The organism is Isoptericola sp. NPDC056578 (genome assembly GCF_042793275.1).
Classification (GTDB): domain Bacteria; phylum Actinomycetota; class Actinomycetes; order Actinomycetales; family Cellulomonadaceae; genus Isoptericola.
The window spans coordinates 101288-118783 of the sequence record NZ_JBHTVC010000001.1 but is presented as its reverse complement, the minus strand read 5'-3'; the positions used below and the strand labels follow the sequence as shown (position 1 = coordinate 118783).

The 17496-nt window shown below is 74.6% G+C and carries 20 protein-coding genes; 13 read left to right on the top strand and 7 right to left on the bottom strand.

The window, feature by feature from the left end; genetic code table 11:
- Positions 1 to 7: 7 nt before the first annotated feature.
- Positions 8 to 499, bottom strand: a complete 492-nt coding sequence (locus ACFQ80_RS00565) for a MarR family winged helix-turn-helix transcriptional regulator (protein WP_430549313.1) — start codon at positions 497 to 499, stop codon at positions 8 to 10.
- A gap of 93 nt (positions 500 to 592) precedes the next feature.
- Here ACFQ80_RS00565 and ACFQ80_RS00560 point away from each other — a divergent pair, with 93 nt between their 5' ends.
- The 3 genes from ACFQ80_RS00560 to ACFQ80_RS00550 all read left to right on the top strand — a co-directional run bounded on the left by ACFQ80_RS00560 (position 593) and on the right by ACFQ80_RS00550 (position 3662).
- Positions 593 to 2083, top strand: coding sequence for an MFS transporter (locus ACFQ80_RS00560; RefSeq protein ID WP_430562160.1), 1491 nt, complete (start codon positions 593 to 595; stop codon positions 2081 to 2083).
- A gap of 144 nt (positions 2084 to 2227) precedes the next feature.
- The gene (locus ACFQ80_RS00555) at positions 2228 to 2806 is read left to right on the top strand and encodes a TetR/AcrR family transcriptional regulator (RefSeq protein WP_430562159.1); all 579 of its coding nucleotides are present in this window, start codon (positions 2228 to 2230) and stop codon (positions 2804 to 2806) included.
- Positions 2807 to 2879: 73 nt separating this feature from the next.
- Entirely contained in the window at positions 2880 to 3662 is a 783-nt protein-coding gene (locus ACFQ80_RS00550) for an oxidoreductase (protein WP_430562158.1), read from the top strand.
- Between the two features lie 40 nt (positions 3663 to 3702).
- On the opposite strand, the gene ACFQ80_RS00545 is transcribed toward ACFQ80_RS00550, so the two are convergent.
- Positions 3703 to 4758, bottom strand: a complete 1056-nt coding sequence (locus ACFQ80_RS00545; RefSeq protein ID WP_430562157.1) for a YdcF family protein — start codon at positions 4756 to 4758, stop codon at positions 3703 to 3705.
- A 69-nt stretch (positions 4759 to 4827) separates the two neighbouring features.
- On the opposite strand from ACFQ80_RS00545, the gene ACFQ80_RS00540 reads away from it, so the two are divergent.
- Positions 4828 to 5259 carry a VOC family protein gene (locus tag ACFQ80_RS00540; protein ID WP_430562156.1) on the top strand — a complete coding sequence of 144 codons (432 nt, stop codon included), beginning with the start codon at positions 4828 to 4830 and terminating at the stop codon, positions 5257 to 5259.
- Here ACFQ80_RS00540 and ACFQ80_RS00535 read toward each other — a convergent pair.
- Positions 5213 to 6433, bottom strand: a complete 1221-nt coding sequence (locus ACFQ80_RS00535; protein ID WP_430562155.1) for an MFS transporter — start codon at positions 6431 to 6433, stop codon at positions 5213 to 5215. The two genes, ACFQ80_RS00540 and ACFQ80_RS00535, sit on opposite strands and share 47 nt — an antisense overlap.
- 58 nt (positions 6434 to 6491) lie before the next feature.
- Positions 6492 to 7088, bottom strand: coding sequence for a sugar O-acetyltransferase (locus ACFQ80_RS00530; RefSeq protein ID WP_430549320.1), 597 nt, complete (start codon positions 7086 to 7088; stop codon positions 6492 to 6494).
- A gap of 92 nt (positions 7089 to 7180) precedes the next feature.
- On the opposite strand from ACFQ80_RS00530, the gene ACFQ80_RS00525 reads away from it, so the two are divergent.
- Complete coding sequence (locus ACFQ80_RS00525) at positions 7181 to 8029, top strand: alpha/beta fold hydrolase (RefSeq protein ID WP_430562154.1); 849 nt, start codon at positions 7181 to 7183, stop codon at positions 8027 to 8029.
- On the opposite strand, the gene ACFQ80_RS00520 is transcribed toward ACFQ80_RS00525, so the two are convergent.
- On the bottom strand, positions 7968 to 9200 hold the full coding sequence (locus ACFQ80_RS00520; protein WP_430562153.1) for a low temperature requirement protein A: 1233 nt from the start codon (positions 9198 to 9200) through the stop codon (positions 7968 to 7970). The two genes, ACFQ80_RS00525 and ACFQ80_RS00520, sit on opposite strands and share 62 nt — an antisense overlap.
- A 57-nt stretch (positions 9201 to 9257) precedes the next feature.
- On the opposite strand from ACFQ80_RS00520, the gene ACFQ80_RS00515 reads away from it, so the two are divergent.
- The 6 genes from ACFQ80_RS00515 to ACFQ80_RS00490 all read left to right on the top strand — a co-directional run bounded on the left by ACFQ80_RS00515 (position 9258) and on the right by ACFQ80_RS00490 (position 13400).
- Entirely contained in the window at positions 9258 to 9920 is a 663-nt protein-coding gene (locus ACFQ80_RS00515; protein WP_430562152.1) for a hypothetical protein, read from the top strand.
- Between the two features lie 86 nt (positions 9921 to 10006).
- Positions 10007 to 10486 (top strand): DUF2975 domain-containing protein, encoded by a 480-nt coding sequence (locus ACFQ80_RS00510; protein WP_430562151.1) that lies wholly within the window; start codon positions 10007 to 10009, stop codon positions 10484 to 10486.
- Positions 10486 to 10719 carry a helix-turn-helix domain-containing protein gene (locus ACFQ80_RS00505; protein WP_430549329.1) on the top strand — a complete coding sequence of 78 codons (234 nt, stop codon included), beginning with the start codon at positions 10486 to 10488 and terminating at the stop codon, positions 10717 to 10719. The genes ACFQ80_RS00510 and ACFQ80_RS00505 overlap by 1 nt, the downstream gene beginning before the upstream one ends.
- Positions 10709 to 11884: an FAD-dependent oxidoreductase gene (locus ACFQ80_RS00500; RefSeq protein ID WP_430562150.1), complete on the top strand. Its 1176-nt coding sequence runs from the start codon at positions 10709 to 10711 to the stop codon at positions 11882 to 11884. Before ACFQ80_RS00505 ends, ACFQ80_RS00500 begins: the two co-directional genes overlap by 11 nt.
- A 41-nt stretch (positions 11885 to 11925) precedes the next feature.
- Complete coding sequence (locus ACFQ80_RS00495; protein WP_430562149.1) at positions 11926 to 12696, top strand: hypothetical protein; 771 nt, start codon at positions 11926 to 11928, stop codon at positions 12694 to 12696.
- A 62-nt stretch (positions 12697 to 12758) separates the two neighbouring features.
- Positions 12759 to 13400, top strand: a complete 642-nt coding sequence (locus ACFQ80_RS00490; RefSeq protein WP_430562148.1) for a LysE family translocator — start codon at positions 12759 to 12761, stop codon at positions 13398 to 13400.
- Positions 13401 to 13412: 12 nt separating this feature from the next.
- On the opposite strand, the gene ACFQ80_RS00485 is transcribed toward ACFQ80_RS00490, so the two are convergent.
- Positions 13413 to 14432, bottom strand: a complete 1020-nt coding sequence (locus ACFQ80_RS00485; protein ID WP_430562147.1) for a zinc-dependent alcohol dehydrogenase family protein — start codon at positions 14430 to 14432, stop codon at positions 13413 to 13415.
- Between the two features lie 25 nt (positions 14433 to 14457).
- The gene (locus ACFQ80_RS00480; protein ID WP_430562146.1) at positions 14458 to 15687 is read right to left on the bottom strand and encodes a multidrug effflux MFS transporter; all 1230 of its coding nucleotides are present in this window, start codon (positions 15685 to 15687) and stop codon (positions 14458 to 14460) included.
- A gap of 113 nt (positions 15688 to 15800) precedes the next feature.
- Here ACFQ80_RS00480 and ACFQ80_RS00475 point away from each other — a divergent pair, with 113 nt between their 5' ends.
- Together ACFQ80_RS00475 and ACFQ80_RS00470 are read left to right on the top strand one after the other, a co-directional pair.
- The gene (locus ACFQ80_RS00475; protein ID WP_430562145.1) at positions 15801 to 16688 is read left to right on the top strand and encodes a helix-turn-helix domain-containing protein; all 888 of its coding nucleotides are present in this window, start codon (positions 15801 to 15803) and stop codon (positions 16686 to 16688) included.
- 53 nt (positions 16689 to 16741) lie between these two features.
- Positions 16742 to 17440, top strand: coding sequence for a hypothetical protein (locus ACFQ80_RS00470; RefSeq protein WP_430562144.1), 699 nt, complete (start codon positions 16742 to 16744; stop codon positions 17438 to 17440).
- The last annotated feature ends 56 nt before the right edge of the window (positions 17441 to 17496 follow it).

Here is a 17496-nt window from a genome sequence, read left to right as displayed (position 1 = left end):
CCCGGCGCTACGGCTCGCGGACCGCGTCGCCGTAGGCGTCCGCGAACCGGGCGAACAGCTCGAGGAAGGTGTCGACGTCGTCACCGAGGGCGGCGAGACCGTCGGCGTACGCGCCGAGCGCCTGGCTCGTCGCCTCCTCGAATCGCGCGCGACCCTCCTCGGTCGGCTCGACGAGCCGCGCGGACCGGCCGGCCTCGGTGAACCGGCGCAGGAGACCGGCCGCGAGCGCCCCGTTGACCTGGCGGTTCACCGTGGACTGCTCGAGCCGGAGCGCCTCGGCGATCTCCCGCAGGGTGCGCGGACGACCGTCGGAGAGCAGCCACAGCAGCCGTCCGTCCGCGACGCCGATCGCGCTGCGGTGCTCGGCGAGGCGCCGGTAGACGTCGAGGCGCGCGAGGAGCGACGCGACGCGACGGTCGGCAGGCAGGTCGGCACCGGACGGGACGGGGCCTTCGGGCAGGTCGGGGACGACGGGCGACGTCGCGGACGACGGTGTCACGGGCGGCATCGGATTCCCTCCAGGGTTGACGCGGGTCAATATGCAGGTAGCATACACACAGTCATATGTACTTTACACATCTCGAGGTGTGCCGTGAGTTCTTCCCCGTCCCCCGACGCCGCCACGGCGTCACGGTCCTCCGCCCGCGCGGTGGCCGTCATCGTCGTGCTGGGCTTCAGCAGCCTGTGCGCCGCCCTCATGCAGTCGCTGGTCATCCCCATCCAGAGCGAGCTGCCCGAGCTGCTCGGCACCACCGCCAGCAACGCGTCCTGGGTCGTGACCGCCACGCTCCTCGGCGGCGCCGTCGCCATGCCGGTCACCGGGCGGCTCGCCGACCTCTACGGCAAGAAGCCGGTCCTGGCCGTGTCCGCCGCGATCCTCGTCGTGGGCTCGCTGGTCTGCGCCCTGTCCGACGCCGTCGGCCCGATGATCGTGGGCCGCGTGCTCCAGGGCGTGGCCATGGGCTACATCCCCGTCGCGATCAGCATGGTGCGTGAGGCGGCGCCCGAGCACCTGCGCAACACCGCGGTCGCCGGCATCAGCGCCACGCTCGGCGTCGGCGGCGCGCTCGGCCTTCCCCTGGCCGCGTGGATCGCCCAGGACTTCGACTGGCACGTCCTGTTCTGGGTCTCGGCCGCCCTCGCCGCGGTCATGACGATCGGCACCCTCGTCGTCGTCCCGCACCTGCGCAACGCCCACCCCGGCCGCCTCGACGTCGTGGGCGCCCTCGGGCTCGCCGTCGGCCTCGTCGGCGTGCTGGTCGGCGTCTCCAAGGGCAACGACTGGGGCTGGGGCGCCGCGAGCACCCTCGGCATGATCGTGGGCGGCGTCGTCGTCCTGCTGCTGTGGGGCTGGTACGAGCTGCGCCACCACGACCCCCTGGTCGACCTGCGCACCACCGCCCGCCGGCCCGTGCTGCTCACCAACGTGGCCGCCGTCCTCATCGGCTTCGGCATGATGGCGCAGTCGATCGTGGTGCCGCAGCTGCTCCAGATGCCCACGGCCACCGGCTACGGCCTGGGCCAGACCATCCTCCAGGCGGGCCTGTGGATGGCCCCGGCCGGCCTCATGATGATGCTCTTCACGCCGGTCTCGTCCCGGCTGCTCACCCGGCTCGGCGGTCGCACCACCCTGGCGATCGGCGCGGGCGTCCTCGCGCTCGGCTACGTGGTGGCGGTCTTCCTCATGGACGCGCCGTGGCAGCTCATGCTCGCCTCGTGCGTGGCGTCCGCGGGCGTCGGGATCGGCTATGCCGCGATGCCCACCCTCATCCTCACCAACGTGCCCGCCGCCGAGTCCGCGGCGAGCGTGGGGCTGAACAGCCTCATGCGCTCCATGGGCACCACGGTGGCGGGGGCGGTCATGGCCATCGTGCTGACCAGCCACACCACCGTGCTGGCCCCGGGCACCCCGGCCGTCCCGACGGGGGGCGCGTTCCAGCTCTGCTTCGTCATCGGCGCCGCCGCGGCGGCCGTCGGCGCGGCGATCGTCCTGTGCATCCCGCGGCAGCGCGCCGGGCAGGAGGAGGGCCGGCACCTGGCCGCCGTCCCCGACGCCGACGACGAGCCGGCTCTCGTGGGCTGACACCGCGCGTCGGCCGGCTCGTCCGGACGGCGGGCCGGCACGAGCACCGCCCGGGCCTCCTCGAGCGCCCGGGCGGTGAGCGGCGCGGGGAGCGCGTCCGGCGTTGTTGACTTTGAGGTACAAAACGGGGGTAGAGTGTCGCCCATGGCACGACCCAGGACGTTCGACCCGGACACCGCCGTCGACCAGGCGATGGAGGTGTTCTGGCGCCAGGGATACGGCGCCACGACCCCTCAGGACCTGGTGGACGCGATCGGCATCGGGAAGGGGAGCCTCTATCACGCGTTCGGCAGCAAGCACGCGCTCTTCGAGCGGGCGCTCCGCCGGTACCGAGACACGCAGACGGCGGCGCTCATGGAGACCCTCGAGAGGCCCGGGCCCGTGCGGGAGCGGCTCGGCAGTGCCCTGCGGGCCCTGGCCGCCATGGACCTGGCCGACCCTGACCACCGCGGCTGCATGGCGGTGAACGCCGCCGCGGAGCTCGCCGGCGTCGACCCCGAGGCCGTGGCGCACGTGCGCCGCATGCTCGATCGCACGGAGCTCGCGTTCCGCGCCCTGATCGAGGAGGGTCAGCGAACCGGCGAGGTCGCCGCGGACAGGGACCCTGCGGCGCTCGGCAGCCTGCTCATGAACACCGTCGTGGGGATGCGGGTCATCGCTCGCGTCTCCGACGGACCCGGCCGGCTCGACCGCGTGATCGACGCGACCCTCGCCATCATCTGAGTCCCCGCCCGGGGACGTCGAGCCGCTCGTCCTACCTCAGTTGTGTACCTACAGTTCAAGAAAGGTCATCGTCATGGAGCTCAACCTCACCCACAAGACGGCCGTCGTCACCGGCGCGAGCCGGGGAGTCGGACTGGCGACCGTGCGTGCCCTCGTCGCCGAGGGCGTGCGCGTCGCCGGCGCGGCCCGCACCATCACGCCCGAGCTCAAGGAGACCGGGGCCGTCGCCGTCGCTGCCGACCTGAGCACGGCGGACGGAGTCGACGCCTTCATGCGCGAGGCCTCCCTCGCGCTGGGCGGCATCGACCTCCTCGTCAACAACGTCGGGGCCGGCGACGACGTCCACCTGGGCGGCTTCCTCGACACCGACGACGCCCGGTGGACGAGGGTCTTCGACCTCAACCTCCTGAGCGCGGTCCGTGCCACCCGGGCCGCGCTACCGAGCCTCGTCGAGCGACGCGGGGCGATCGTCAACGTCTCCTCCATGAACTCCAAGCTGCCGGCCGCCGCTCCCGTCGCCTACAGCGCGGCCAAGGCCGCCCTGACGGCGGTCGGCAAGTCCCTGGCGGAGGAGTTCGGGCCTCAGGGCGTGCGCGTCAACACCGTCTCGCCCGGGGTCGTGCGCACGGCGATCTGGGAGGACCCCGAGGGGTTCGGCGGGACGGTCGCCGCCGCGTCGGGCGTGGACCACGCCACGTTCCTGCAGGCGATCCCCGAGGCCTTCGGCATCACCACCGGGCGCATGACCGAACCGCACGAGGTCGCGGCGCTGATCGCCTTCCTCCTGTCCGACGCGGCGGGCAACATCACCGGCGCCGACTACTTCATCGACGGAGGCTCGGTGAAGGCGCTCTGACCCGGCCGGCGGACCGGATCGGCCGTCGCGTCGGACTCGCCTAGAGGCCCGCCACCGCGACGACGGTCACCAGGACCACCACGAGGGCGATGCCCGCCGCCGCCACGACGTGCACCGCGGGGCGGCGGCGGAGCACCGCGACGAACTCGCGCAGGTACGCGCTGGGGAAGAAGTAGCCCGCCGTCGGGGCGCCCACCGCGTGCACGTCGAGGCCGAGGTCCATCGCCTCCATGGCGGCGCGCGGCGCGTGGTAGTTGTTCGTCGCGACGAGGTACGGGCCCGGCGTGCCGTGCTCCCGCAGGACGGCGACGCCGAGGGTGAGGTTCTCCCGGGTGGTGCGCGCCCGGTCCTCCACGAGCACGCGGTCGGCGGGCACACCGTGGTCGACGAGCCACTCCCCCATCGCGACGCCCTCCGGTCGGTCCTCGTCCGCGCCCTGCCCGCCGGACGGGACGATCGGCACCGGGACGCCGTCGGACCCCAGCCGGTCCGCGGCGTCCCGCCCCGCCGTGAGGCGGGCCGCGAGGAGCGGCGGCACCCGGCCGCCCACCACCTTGGAGCCCAGCACGACGACGCCGTGCGCGGGCACCCGGGCCGCGTACCGGCGGTAGAGCAGCGTCTGGGTCACGAAGCCCAGGAAGACGAAGCCGAGCCACGCCGTGCCCATCAGCAGGCCCACCACCAGCCCCATGGTCCAGGGCACCTGCAGCACGAACGGCGCGACGACGACGAACGGCGCGGCGAGCATCGCCACCCCGACCAGCAGCGACAGGAGGTTGCCGAGGCTGCGGCGCTCGCGGCGCACCATCGTCAGCCCGTTGACCACGAGGAAGACCGGCAGCGCGAGCAGACCCAGGCCGAGGACGCCGAAGAGCAGGAACGTGAGCCACCCCATGGCGGTCGTGCCGCCGGGCACCAGCGCGAAGAGCTGCCCCACCAGCCCCACGCCCGTGTAGACGACGGCGAGGGCGAGGAACCCGTTGCGCAGGCGGCGGCGGTCCACCCGCAGCGAGTGCACCAGCCAGGCCACCCACAGGCCGCAGATCACCGCCGAGACGACGACGGACCAGACGGTGGCGTTGACCTCGGCACTCACGCCCGCAGGATAGGTGGGCGCGGACGAAAATGCCGGGACCGCCAGGCGTCGTCGTGGTGCGATGCGGGGATGACCTCACGCATCTCGCACACGACGTTCGACTGCCGCGACGCCTATGCGCAGTCCGAGTGGTGGAAGCAGGTGCTCGGCTACGTCGACGTGCCGGGCGACCCCAACCTCCCCGGCCACGAGGAGTGCATGATCGTGCCGCCGGCCGGCCACGACGCGCCCGCCGAGAGCCACGGCCGCCTGCTGTTCATCGAGGTGCCCGAGCCCAAGACGGTGAAGAACCGCGGGCACCTCGACCTGCGCCCCACGGACCGCACGCAGGGAGAGGAGGTGGAGCGCCTGCTCGCGCTCGGCGCCACGCAGGTGGCCGACCTGCGCAGCCCGGACGGCCAGGGCGGCTGGGTGGTGCTCGCCGACCCGGAGGGCAACGAGTTCTGCATCCTGCTCAGCGACGCCGAGCGGGCTGCGGTGCTCGCTGCTCGGGAGGCGTGACCCGGGGGCGGGGCGCGGCCGCGCGGGCCGCGAAGACCGCCACGACGAGCAGCACGACGACGGCGAGCATCGCGAGCCGCAGCCCCAGGTGCTCGCCGAGGAAGCCGAGCAGCGGCGGGCCCACCAGGAACGCGAGGTACCCGCTGGTGGCGACGGCGCTCACCCGCTCGGCGCCGCGCTCCGGGTCGTCGCCCGCCGCCGAGATGGCGACCGGGAACCCGAGCGACGCGCCCAGGCCCCACAGCGCGACCGCGACGCCGGCCACCACCGGGCTCGGCGCGAACACCACGGCGAGGATGCCGGCGATGGCGCACACGGCGCTCACGGACAGCACCGCGGCGCGCCCGAACCGCTCGACCACCGGCCCGCCGGAGAACCGGCCCACCGTCATCGCCGCGGCGAAGCCGGCGTAGACCAGCGAGCCGTGCGTGGCCGACATCCCGTGGCCGTCGACCATGAGCAGGGGCAGCCAGTCGTTCGCGGCACCCTCGGCGAACGCCATCGCGAGCACGACGACGCCGATGAGCACGAGGCGCCCGTCGCGCCACACGCTGGGGCGGCGCTCGCGCGGGGCGCCGGCCTCCCGCGCCTCCCGTGCCTCCTCCCGGCCCGTGCCCGCCGGGATCCCGGGCATCGCCCAGGCCACGAGCGCGGCCATGACGGCCGCCATGGCGAGGAGGTGCCAGACGACGGGGAAGTCGAGCGCCGTGAGCGCGATGCCCACGAGGGCGCCGACGACGGTGCCGAGGCTGAAGCTGCCGTGCAGCGCGGGCAGCACCGGCCGCCCGGACTCGACCTCCAGGGCCGCGCCCTCGATGTTGAGGCCGATCTCGCCGAGCCCGCCGCCCAGCCCGACGAGCAGCAGCCCCGCGAACGCCCCCGCCGCGAGGCCCGCGGCCGCGGCCAGGCCGATGACCCCGACGCCGGCCACCACCAGCAGGGAGCCGACCAGGATCACCGGGCGGGCTCCCCGGCGGCGCACGATCGGCCCCGCCGACAGCACGCCGGTCATCGAACCGACGGACAGCCCGAAGAGGACGAGCCCCATCCCCGCGGTGGACGCGCCGAGCGCGTCCCGGACGTCGGGCGTGCGGGTGATCCACGACGACATGCCGAGCCCCACGAGCAGCGTCAGCGAGAACAGCGACAGGCGTCGGCGGAGCTGGTCGGGCATGCGGTGCATCGTATCCGCGATTCTCGTATCGATTCGACGCGCCGATTCGACGCGCCGCTCAGGCGCCGTCCTCCGCGATGCTGCGCACCACCCGGGCGGGGTTGCCGACGGCGATCACGTTCGCGGGCACGTCGCGCGTGACGACGGAGCCGGCACCGATCACGGAGTTGTCACCGATCGTGACGCCGGGGCAGACGATGACGCCGCCGCCCAGCCACACGTTGTCGCCGAGCGTGATGGGCTTCGCGGCCTCGAGCTTGTCGCGCCGCGGGGTCGGCTCGACCGGGTGGGTGGGGGTCAGGAGCTGCACGTTCGGGCCGATCTGGCAGTCCGCGCCAATGACGATCGGCGCCACGTCCAGCGCGGTGAGGTGGTAGTTGACGAACGTCCGCGGCCCGACGTGCAGGTTCTCGCCGTAGTCGACGTACAGCGGCGGCCGGATCGCCGCGCCCTCACCGAGGGTGCCGAGCAGCTCCTCGAGCACCGGGCGGGCGCCCGCCGGGTCGTGGGGCGCCGTGCGCGCGTACTCGTCCTGCAGCCGCGCGGCCCGCAGGGCGCGGCGCTCGATCTCCGGGTCGTCCGCGATGTACAGGTCGCCCGCGAGCATGCGCTCGTGGTTGGTGCGCGGGTCTCCGGCGAAGTGGTCCGTGGTCATGGCGAGGAGCGTAGCGGGCATGTGTACGGACGTACATATCGCGCGCGCCCCACCGGACTGCTCCCCGACCCCCGTTCCGCTACGTTCGGCGCATGTCTCCCACGTTCGTGCTGGTCCACGGCGCTTTCGCCAACTCCTTCTCGTTCGCGCCGCTGCAGGCCGAGCTCGCCCTGCGCGGGCACCGGTCCCTCGCCGTCGACCTTCCCGGCCACGGGTTCGCGGCCACGTTCCCGGTGGAGTACCAGGCGCCGCAGGACCTCGCCGGGCTCGCGTCGGCACCCGGGGCGATCAAGGGCGTGACCCTCGCGGACAACGCCGCGCACGTGATCGAGGTCCTCGAGCGGGCGCGCGAGCACGGGCCGGTGGTCCTGGTCGGCCACAGCCGCGGCGGCGTCACCGTGACCGCGGTCGCGAACGCCCGCCCCGACCTCGTCGACCGCCTCGTGTACGTGTCGGCGTGGGCGCCGGTGGACCTCGACGTGGGCGACTACTACGCCGAGCCGGAGATGGCGACGTTCGACGCGACCGCGGTCGCGGGCGCCGCGGCGGCGAACCCCGCCGACGTCGGCCTGCTGCGGTGCAACTTCCGAACGGCCGACCCGGACGTGCTCGCGGGCCTCAAGGCCGCGTTCCTCGCCGACGGCACCGACGACGAGTTCCGCGGCTTCCTCAACACCTTCCAGCCCGACGAGAACCTCGACGCCGGCACCCCGGACGACCGGGCGCAGGCCGCGACCTGGGGCACGGTGCCCCGCGCCTACGTGCGGCTGAGCGAGGACGCCAGCATGCCGCTCGCGATGCAGGACCGGCTGATCCGTGAGGGCGACGCCCTCACCCCCGACAACCCCTACGCGGTGCGCACGCTCGCGTCGAGCCACCTCAGCTGGCTGGTGCGCCCCGCCGCGGCCGCCGACGTGCTCGCGGAGCTCGCGGCTCGCTGAGCGGCGGGTGCAGCACCAGCACCACGACGACCGCCACCATGATCACCGCGGTGAGCGTGACGGGGACCGGGATCACCGGGTCGAGCAGCACCAGCAGCGCGCCCACCGGGACCACCGTGTCGACCACCCGGTCGGCGTTGTCGCGGATCGCGATCCACCAGACGCCCAGCACGAAGACGGCGATCGGGACGGTGACCGTGAACGACGCCCCCACGTCGGACAGCGCGGTGTGCCCGGTGATCGCGTCGACCTCCACCTCGATACCGGCGGAGAACGCGCCCGCCGCGGCGAAGACGAAGTAGTGCGCGTAGCCGTACCGCAGCGAGCGCGACAGCCGACCCTCGTGGCCGAGGGCACGATGGTGGGGCGGCCAGAAGTAGACCCACCAGAGGGCGGCGGTCACGACGACGGTCAGCACGGCGACGGAGACCAGGGAGGCGAGGTCCTGCTCGTCGTGCAGCGCCTCGATGATGGCGTTGGACGACGCGAGGAGGCTCTCGCCGAGCAGGATCAGCGTGAACAGGCCGTACCGCTCGGTGATGTGGTGCGGGTGCCACGGCGTGCGGCCGCGGGTCTCCGCCGCCACCGGGACCGCCAGCTCGGCGGCGGCGAGGACCACCCAGGCCACCCCCTGCACGGACTCGGGCAGCGCGAGGAGCGCGAGCCAGCACACCTGGACGACGGCGATGCCCGCCGCGTACGCCCGCGTCGCTCCGCGCGTCGGTCCGGCCGTGCCCGACGCGCGGAGCCACTGCGCGATCATCGCCGCGCGCATCACGACGTACCCGGCGATGACGACGGTGAAGTCGCGCTCGGTGAACACCGACTCGATCCCCGCCGCGAGCACCAGCACGCCCGACATCTGCACGATCGTCAGCACGCGATAGAGCCAGTCGTCGGTGTCGAACGACGTGGCGAACCAGGTGAAGTTCATCCACGCCCACCAGATCGCGAAGAACACCATGCCGTACGACGCCAGCCCGCTCCCGACGTGCCCCTCGGTGAGCGCGTGGTGCAGCTGCACGGACGCGACGCTCACCGCGACCACGAACACGAGGTCGAAGAACAGCTCCAGCGTGCTCGCTGTGCGGCCGGGCTCGTGCGGGTCGCGTGCGGACATGCGCACCAGGCGCGACCGTGCGGGGTTCTCGGGCGGGCTCACGCGAGTCATCGTGCACCCGTCGCGCCCGACGGGCCACGGGTCCCGGGCCCGGCTACGCTGCCCGGGATGTTCTCGGACCGTAGACGTCGGCGCGCCGCGCGACGGATCAGGCCCGGGGACGGGCACGCCCTCCAGCGCTTCCGGTGGTGGCAGCCCCTGTCGCGGGCACTGTTCCACCTGGACCTCGTGCACGGCGGCGCACCTGAGCGGTGGTCGGTCGACGTGCGGCTCTGGGGCGACTCCGACGACGGCGACGTGCGAGCGCGGCTCTACCACGACGGCGTGCACGTCGCGACGTCGAAGCTCCCGGCCGAGCTCCCCGTCACCGGCGGCGCCGTCCAGGTGGCCACCAGCAGCTACGGGCTGCGCCGCTGCCACTACGTCACCCCGGACGGGCACGAACGCCAGCTCGAGCCCGACCCCGCGTCCGCCGAGGGGCGCCGCGCCCGGCTGGAGCGTGAGCGCCCCGGCCTGAGCCGCGGGATCGGGGCGGTCTCCTGGGTCGTGCTCGCCGTCGCGCTGGTGCTCGGCGCCCCGCAGATCGTCGAGCAGATCTCCCAGATCCCGCCCGTCGCCGAGCACCTCGGCACGTTCACGTCACCGGTCCGGCTGCCCGCGGGCCTCAACGTCGCCCTCGTCGTCGCCGCCGCGCTGGCCAGCACCGAGCGCGCGCTGCGCCTGCGCTACCACTGGCTGCTCGACGGCGGCCTGTTCGAGGGCGAGGAGTAGCGGCCCGCGCGGAGGTTCTGCGAAGGCGCTGCGAAGCGATCGATATCTATTGACTTTCGATAGGTGATCGCGCCACGCTCGTCGCCATGTCCCGCACCCAGCGCCTCGTCGGACCGCTCCGCGGCCTGCTCGTCGCCGTCTTCGCCGCCCTCGTCGCCACCCAGGCCGCCGTGCTGCCCGCCGCGTTCGCGCGGATGGCCGACGAGTCCCCCGACCTGGCACCGCTGCGCTGGCCGCTCCTCGTGCTCGCCGTCGTCGGCCTGGTCTGCGTCGAGGCGGTCATCGTGTGCACCTGGCGGCTGCTGACGATGGTGCGCGACGACCGGATCTTCTCCGACCACGCCCTCGTGTGGGTCAACGGCATCGTGGCCGCCGTCGCGGGCGCGTGGCTGCTCGTGCTCGTCGCGTTCGTGCTGCTCGTCGCCGCCGAAGGGCTCGTCGGGCTGGCCGCGCTGCTCCTGCTGGTCCTGCTCGTGGGGGCCGCCGTCGGGCTGCTGATGGTGGTGCTGCGGGCGCTCCTGCGGCAGGCCACGGAGCTGCGCACCGACCTCGACGGGGTGATCTGATGCCGATCGTCGTCCGCCTCGACGTGGAGCTCGCCCGGCGCAAGATGAGCGTCGGCGAGTTCGCCGAGCGCGTGGGGCTCACGCCCGCCAACGTCGCCGTCCTCAAGAACGGCCGGGCCAAGGCCGTGCGCTTCGCGACCCTCGAAGCCATGTGCCGCGTGCTCGGCTGCCAGCCCGGCGACCTGCTGGAGTGGGTCGACGACGCCGACGGGAGTGCCGGCGATGAGGGCTGACGTGCTCGTCGTCGGTGCCGGCCTCGCCGGGCTGTGGACGGCGACGGAGCTCGCGTGGCGCGGGCACGACGTCGTCCTCGCGGACCGGCGCTCCAGCCTCGACACCACCGTGCGCACCACCGGCATCTTCGTGCGGCGCACGCTGGAGGACTTCGACCTGCCGCCGGAGCACCTCGGCCCGCCGATCCGGCGGATGGTGCTGTACCCGCCGTCGCACCGGGACCCGGTCACGCTCGACAGCAGGCACGACGAGTTCCGCGTGGGCGACATGGCCGCGCTGTACCTCGAGCTGGCCACGCGCGCCAAGACCGCGGGCGTGCGGCTCGAGCTCGGCACCCGCTACCTCGGCTCGCGTGGCGGCGTGCACCAGCTGCACGGTCCCGGGGGCCCGGTCGAGGCGCGCGCGACCTTCGTCGTCGGGGCCGACGGCGCCCGGTCCGCCGTCGCACGGGAGCTGGGCCTCGACCGGAACCGCGAGCTCCTGGTCGGCGCCGAGGAGGTGTTCGAGGTGCCGCGGCGCGACAGCCGGCCCGACGCCGTGCCGGCCTTCCACTGCGTGCTCGACCCGCGCCTCGCGCCCGGCTACCTGGCCTGGGTGCTCGACGACGGGCAGCACGCGCACGTGGGCGTCGCCGGGTACCCCGACCGGTACCCGCACGGCCTGCGCGACGCGCTGCGGCGGTTCGCCGCCACCGCGCCCGGCCTCGCGGGCGTGCCCGTGCCGGACGCCGTCGAGAGGCGCGCCGGCCCCATCCCCGTCGGCGGGCTGCTGCGCCGCGTCGCCGGGCCGCGCGGCCTGCTCGTGGGCGACGCCGCCGGCGCCGTCTCGCCCCTCACCGCGGGCGGGCTCGACCCGTGCCTGCGGCTGTCCGCGCACGCGGCCGACGTCCTCGACCGCGCCCTGCGCGCGGGCGACCGGCGCGAGCTCGCCCGGTACGACGGCGCGGCCCTGCGGGCCCGGTTCCGCGGGCGGCTCGCCCTGCGCCGCGGCCTGTCGCTGGTGCGCACGCCCGCCATGGCGGCCGCCGGCGTCGCCGCGCTGCGCACGCCGCCCGGTCGTGCCGCCGCCCGGCGCATCCTCTTCGGGCACGGGTCGTTCCCGGACCCCCGACCCGGCAACTCCTCGAGCCGCGACCGACCGCGCCCGGCCGCGACGTTCGTGTGACTGCCGACGAGCCGGCCCCAGCGCCGCCAGCCACTCCGCGCGTGGTCGCCGGCACGGGGCTTCTCCTCGTGGGCCTCGTCGCGGGAGCCGCGGCGCTCGCACTCGCCTCCGCCGCACCGCGCACGCTGGTGGTGCTGGGCGACGTCGTCCTGAGCCGCCGGCCGGCGTTGTGGGTCGTGCTGCCCCTCTCGGCGGCCGTCGCCGCCGCGGGCTGGGTGGTACGACGTCGCCGGACCAGGCCGGTCGCGGCCGAGCGGGGTGTCCTCGTGGGCCTGCTGCTGACCCCGGTCCTGGGCGCCCTGCTCGCCCCCTTCGCGTTCGTCGCCGTCCTGGCCGTCGCCGGCGTGCAGCGCGCCGTGGCGGCCTCACCGTCCGCGCTGGTGGCGCTGCTCCTCCTCGGTGCCGTGGCGGTATCGGCCCACCGGGGATCGACCCGTGGTCGCAGCGAGCGGCTCCGCCGGGCCTGTGCCCGGCTGACGTCCGGTCTCGCGGCGGTCGTCACCGTCGTCGCGCTCGTGAGCGTCGTCGCGGCAGGCGTCCTCGCCGAGGCGACCGACGTCGTCGTGCGCACGTCGGCGGGCTGCGTGGTCCTCCTGCACGAGGAACAGTTCTTCTTTGCCGGCTCGGTCACCGTCTTCACCGGTCAGGGTGGTGACGGGCCCCTGCTCGTCCGTGCCGGTGCGCAGTTCCCCCTGGAGGAGAGCTTTCCCGTCCGCGCCGGGGAGTACGCGGTCGAGGCCTCGTCCACGGCCGTCCGCATCAGGTTCGACGACGGGCGCGGCAGGGTGGACAGCGCCGTGCCCTGCGCGTGACACCCGACCGGGTACGGCAGGCAGGGGTTCTCGGCGCCCCGGTGCAGGGCTAGATTTCCCCTGTGCCGCCAGTGGACTCGCTCCTCGCCTTCGCCCTCGCCTCGGTCGTGCTCATCGCGATCCCGGGGCCGAGCGTGCTGTTCGTCGTCGGCCGTTCGCTGTCGCTCGGTCGGCGGGGCGGGCTGCTGAGCGTCGTCGGCAACGAGCTCGGGTCCCTGGTGCCGATCACCCTGGTGGCCCTCGGCGTCGGCTCCCTCGTGGCGCAGTCGGTCGCCGTGTTCACCGTGGTCAAGCTGCTCGGCGCCGCCTACCTGGGCTATCTCGGGATCCAGGCGATCCGGCACCGCCGCGAGGGCACCGACGTCCCCGCCGACCCGCGGGCGCGCCCCGCGTCGTCGTGGACCACGCTGCGGCAGGGCTTCGTCGTCGGCGCGACGAACCCCAAGACGATCGTGTTCTTCGTCGCCGCGCTCCCCCAGTTCGTCGACTTCCACGCCGGCGCCGTGCCGCTGCAGATGTTCGTGCTGGGACTCGTGTTCACGCTCATCGCGCTGGTGCTCGACGGCACCTGGGCCGTCCTGGCCGGCACGGCGCGCGCGTGGTTCGCGCGGTCGCCGCGCCGGCTGTCCGCCGTCCGCGCCACCGGCGGCGGGATGATGCTCGGCCTCGCCGGCACGCTGGTGCTCACGCCCGCGAAGGCCTGAGCGCCGGCCGGCTCAGACGGTGAGCAGCACCTTGGTGGCGCGTCGCTCGTCCATCGCCCGGTAGCCCTCCGCCGCCTTCTCGAGGGGCAGCGTGAGGTCGAAGACCTGGCCCGGGTCGATCTCCCGGTCCCAGACGAGCCGGATCAGCTCCGGCAGGAAGCGGCGCACGGGGGCGGGGCCGCCGTGCAGGTGGATGCCGGCCATGAACAGGTCGTCGCCGGGCAGGGCGACGTCGTGCGAGACGCCGACGAAGCCCACGTGGCCGCCGGGCCGGGCGGAGTGCACGGCCTGCATCATCGACTCCTGCGTGCCGACGGCCTCGATCACCGAGTGCGCGCCGAGCCCGCCGGTCAGCTCCTTGATGCGGGCCACGCCCGCGTCGCCCCGCTCCTCGACGATGTCGGTGGCGCCGAACCGGCGGGCCAGCGCCTGCCGGTCGGCGTGCCGGGACATCGCGATGATGCGCTCGGCGCCGAGCTGCTTCGCGGCGAGGACCCCGAGCAGCCCGACCGCGCCGTCGCCCACCACGGCGACCGTCTTGCCGGGGCCCGCCTCGGCGGCGACGGCGGCGAACCAGCCGGTGCCCAGGACGTCCGAGGCGGCGAGCAGCGACGGCACGAGGTCGTCGTCGGGCATGCCGGGCGTCGCGACGAGCGTGCCGTCGGCCAGCGGGATGCGCGCCCGCTCCGACTGGGTGCCGAGGGTGCCCATGAGCACCCGGTGCACGCAGTAGGCCTGGTAGCCGGACGCGCAGATCTCGCAGGTGTTGTCCGACGCCCAGAACGAGCCGACGACGAAGTCGCCGACCTTGACGGTCCGCACGTCGGCGCCGATCTCCTCGACGACGCCCACGTACTCGTGGCCCATGACGGCGTCGTGGACGTCCTCGACGCCGCGGTACGGCCAGAGGTCGGACCCGCAGATGCAGGTGGCGGTGACCCGGATGATCGCGTCGGTGGGCTGGATGATCCGGGGGTCCTCGCGCTCGATGACGCGCACGTCGCCGGGGGCGTGCAGGACGACTCCACGCATGGTGGTGCTCCGTTCGTTGGTGTTCTCAGTAGCGGATCGGGGTGCGCCGACGGACGGCGGTGGCGGCGACGGCCGCGGCGAGCGCGACGGCGACGACCGTGACGAGGCCCAGGGGCAGGATCGTCGCCGCGCCGGCGAGGCCGACCAGCGGCGCGGACACGCCGCCGAAGCCGAAGCGGACCATGCCGAGCAGGGACGACGCCGTGCCCGCGAGCCGCGGGTAGCCGACGAGGGCGAGCGTCGTCGCGGGCGGGGACGTCGTGGCCACGCCGCTCGCCAGGGCCAGCAGCGACACGACGACGACCCACAGCGGCGTCGTCGCCAGCCCGGACACCAGCAGCCCGACGGCACCCAGCCCCGCGAGGCCGGTGCCGACGGCGAGGGTGCCGGGCACGCTCCAGCGCTCCGCGGCCCGGCCGGCGAGGAACCCGCAGACCATGAAGCCGGCGGAGTTCAGGCCGAAGGCGAGCGCGTACCCCTGCGGGGACAGGCCGTAGACGCCCTGGAGCACGAACGTCGCGCCGGACAGGTACGCGAACAGCGCGGCGTACATGAACCCCTGGTGCAGGATCGCGCCGACGAAGACCCGGTCGGACAGGAGCACGCGGAGGTCGCGACCCGTCTGGGCGAAGCCGCCGGCGGTGCGGCGGTCGGCGGGCAGCGTCTCGGGGAACGCGACGAGCGCGGCGACGAGGATGGCCGCGCCCGCGGCCGCGAGGAAGACGAAGAGGCCGCGCCAGTCGGTGACCGCGCTCAGCTGCCCGCCGAGCAGCGGCCCGACGATCGCCGCGAGCCCGCCGACCACGGTGAGGCGGCCGTAGAAGCGGATCAGGGCGCCGCCGTCGTAGACGTCACGCCCCGCGGCCTGCGCGATGACGATGCCGACGCCGCCCGCGAGGCCCTGCACGAAGCGGGCGCCGACCAGCAGCTCCACGGTGGGGCTGACCGCGCACAGGGCCGACGTCGCGACGTAGGCCACGACGCCGACCAGCAGGACGCCGCGCCGCCCGTACCGGTCGGACAGCGGGCCCGCGACCAGCTGCCCGACGGCGAGCCCCACGAGGCAGGCCGTGACGGTGAGCTGCGCGACCGACGTCGCCGCCCCGAGGTCCGCGGTGAGCGCGGGCAGCGCCGGGAGGTACAGGTCCATCGAGATCGGGCCGAACACGGTGAGCAGGAGCAGCAGCGCCGGCAGCAGCCGGGCGAACCGGTGCGACGCGGGAACGTCCGTGGCGGGCAGGGCAGGGGCGGGCATGTCATCCAGCGTCCGTCCCGCGGCCGCGCGGCGGGAGTCCCTGACGAACCGTGTACCGCCAGTACACCCCTCGCGGGCGCCGCCGCGTCGGTGCCGTGCCTAGCCTGGACGGCATGGACAACCGAGCCGAGGTGCGCGAGTTCCTCATGTCGCGACGCGCCAAGGTCACCCCCGACGAGGCCGGTCTGCCCGGGGGGTCGAACCGCCGGGTGCCCGGCCTGCGGCGCAGCGAGGTCGCGATGCTGGCCGGGGTGAGCGTCGAGTACTACGCGAAGCTCGAGCGGGGCGCGATCGCCGGCGCGAGCGCGTCGGTGCTCGACGCCGTGTCCCGCGCCCTCCGGCTGGACGACGCCGAGCGCTCGCACCTCCTCGACCTCGCACGGGCGGCCGACGGCATCCCCACGTCGGGGCGCTCGCGCGGCCGCGCCGCCCGGCCCGCGGAGCCGCGCCCGAGCCTGCAGTGGGCGCTGGAGGCGGTCACCGACGCCGTCGCGTTCGTCCGTGACCCGCGGCAGAACCTGCTCGCGACCAACGCGCTGGGCCGCGCGTTCTACGCCCCCGTCATCGGCGACGGCGGTCGCACCCCCAACCTCGCGCGCTTCCAGTTCCTCGACCCGGCGGCCCGGGACTTCTACCCCGAGTGGGACGTCATGGCGGAGATGTGCGTGGGCGTGATGCGCGCCGAGGCAGGGCGCAACCCTCATGACAAGGCCTTCCAGGACCTGGTGGGCGAGCTGTCCACCCGCAGCGAGCCCTTCCGCACGCTCTGGGCCGCGCACGACGTCCGCATCCACGGCACCGGCACCAAGCACTTCCGCCACCCCGTGGTCGGCGACCTGACCCTCGCCTACGAGGAGCTCGCCATCACCGCCGAGCCCGGGCAGGTGCTGCTCGTGTACACCGCCGAGCCCGGTTCGCCGTCGGCCGAGCGGCTGCGGCTGCTGGCGTCGTGGGGCGCCGACGAGGACGCCCGCGGCGTCGCGGCGGGCCGGGCGGGCTGAGTTCACCCGGCCCCGCCCGTGGTGACGGCGACGGTGCGGGATACCTTCCCGCCATGCGCATGAATGCCGTCTGGTCGCCGGTGATGGAACCCGTGCGGGGGCGTGCGGTGGCCCCCGTCGCGTGGACGCTGGCCTGGACGAACGCTCCCGCCCGGGCCCGCAGGGCCGGGGCGGCGGTGACGTGGCCGCTGTGGGTGGCGATCGTCGTGGTCCTCGACGGGTTCGTGCACCACGACGGCACGGTCGTGGTGCGCCTGACGCGCACGAACCCGTGGCCGGCGACGGGGATGTTCGCCCGCGGGACGGGGTCGGCCCTCCTGGTGGGCGCCGTGCTCGGCACGACCGCGGGTCAGGCGTCGTTCGCGCCGACCGTCGCGTCCGTCGGTGTCGCCGTGGTGATCCACGGGTGGTGCGCCGCGGCGGTCCTGCTCCTCGCGGTCGCGGCGGCCCGCACGGGGCTCGCCGTGGCCCGCGCCCAGCGCACCGCCCTGAGGGCCGCGTCGCGGGAGCAGCGCCGCGCCGACGTCGCGAGGTTCCGGGCGGCGGACTGGACGGTCGACTCCGTCGCGTCGCGGGAGCGCGGCGGCGCGCTCGCGCTGATCTCCCGGCACGTCGGCGAGGTGGTCGGCCCGCACGAGACGGTGCGGACCCTGGCCGCCACGACCCGGCACGCCGCGGTCTACCGGCGCTTCGGCCTCGAGCCGCTGCCGAGCCGGCCCCTGATGCTCGTGGGGGCCGCGCCCGCACACTGACGCGTCCCCGCCCGCGTGGCCTGGCAGGATGGCCGGCACTCCCCACGAAGGACGGA

Bases quoted from the DNA above. Each gene is read 5' to 3' on its own strand.
- ACFQ80_RS00530 (WP_430549320.1), bottom strand. From the start codon at position 7,088: ATGACCACGGACCACTTCGCCGGAGACCCGCGCACCAACCACGAGCGC.
- ACFQ80_RS00525 (WP_430562154.1), top strand. From the start codon at position 7,181: ATGTCTCCCACGTTCGTGCTGGTCCACGGCGCTTTCGCCAACTCCTTC.
- ACFQ80_RS00475 (WP_430562145.1), top strand. From the start codon at position 15,801: ATGGACAACCGAGCCGAGGTGCGCGAGTTCCTCATGTCGCGACGCGCC.
- ACFQ80_RS00470 (WP_430562144.1), top strand. From the start codon at position 16,742: ATGCGCATGAATGCCGTCTGGTCGCCGGTGATGGAACCCGTGCGGGGG.
- ACFQ80_RS00480 (WP_430562146.1), bottom strand. From the start codon at position 15,687: ATGCCCGCCCCTGCCCTGCCCGCCACGGACGTTCCCGCGTCGCACCGG.
- ACFQ80_RS00520 (WP_430562153.1), bottom strand. From the start codon at position 9,200: ATGACTCGCGTGAGCCCGCCCGAGAACCCCGCACGGTCGCGCCTGGTG.
- ACFQ80_RS00510 (WP_430562151.1), top strand. From the start codon at position 10,007: ATGTCCCGCACCCAGCGCCTCGTCGGACCGCTCCGCGGCCTGCTCGTC.
- ACFQ80_RS00515 (WP_430562152.1), top strand. From the start codon at position 9,258: ATGTTCTCGGACCGTAGACGTCGGCGCGCCGCGCGACGGATCAGGCCC.
- ACFQ80_RS00485 (WP_430562147.1), bottom strand. From the start codon at position 14,432: ATGCGTGGAGTCGTCCTGCACGCCCCCGGCGACGTGCGCGTCATCGAG.
- ACFQ80_RS00540 (WP_430562156.1), top strand. From the start codon at position 4,828: ATGACCTCACGCATCTCGCACACGACGTTCGACTGCCGCGACGCCTAT.
- ACFQ80_RS00500 (WP_430562150.1), top strand. From the start codon at position 10,709: ATGAGGGCTGACGTGCTCGTCGTCGGTGCCGGCCTCGCCGGGCTGTGG.
- ACFQ80_RS00535 (WP_430562155.1), bottom strand. From the start codon at position 6,433: ATGCCCGACCAGCTCCGCCGACGCCTGTCGCTGTTCTCGCTGACGCTG.
- ACFQ80_RS00550 (WP_430562158.1), top strand. From the start codon at position 2,880: ATGGAGCTCAACCTCACCCACAAGACGGCCGTCGTCACCGGCGCGAGC.
- ACFQ80_RS00555 (WP_430562159.1), top strand. From the start codon at position 2,228: ATGGCACGACCCAGGACGTTCGACCCGGACACCGCCGTCGACCAGGCG.
- ACFQ80_RS00505 (WP_430549329.1), top strand. From the start codon at position 10,486: ATGCCGATCGTCGTCCGCCTCGACGTGGAGCTCGCCCGGCGCAAGATG.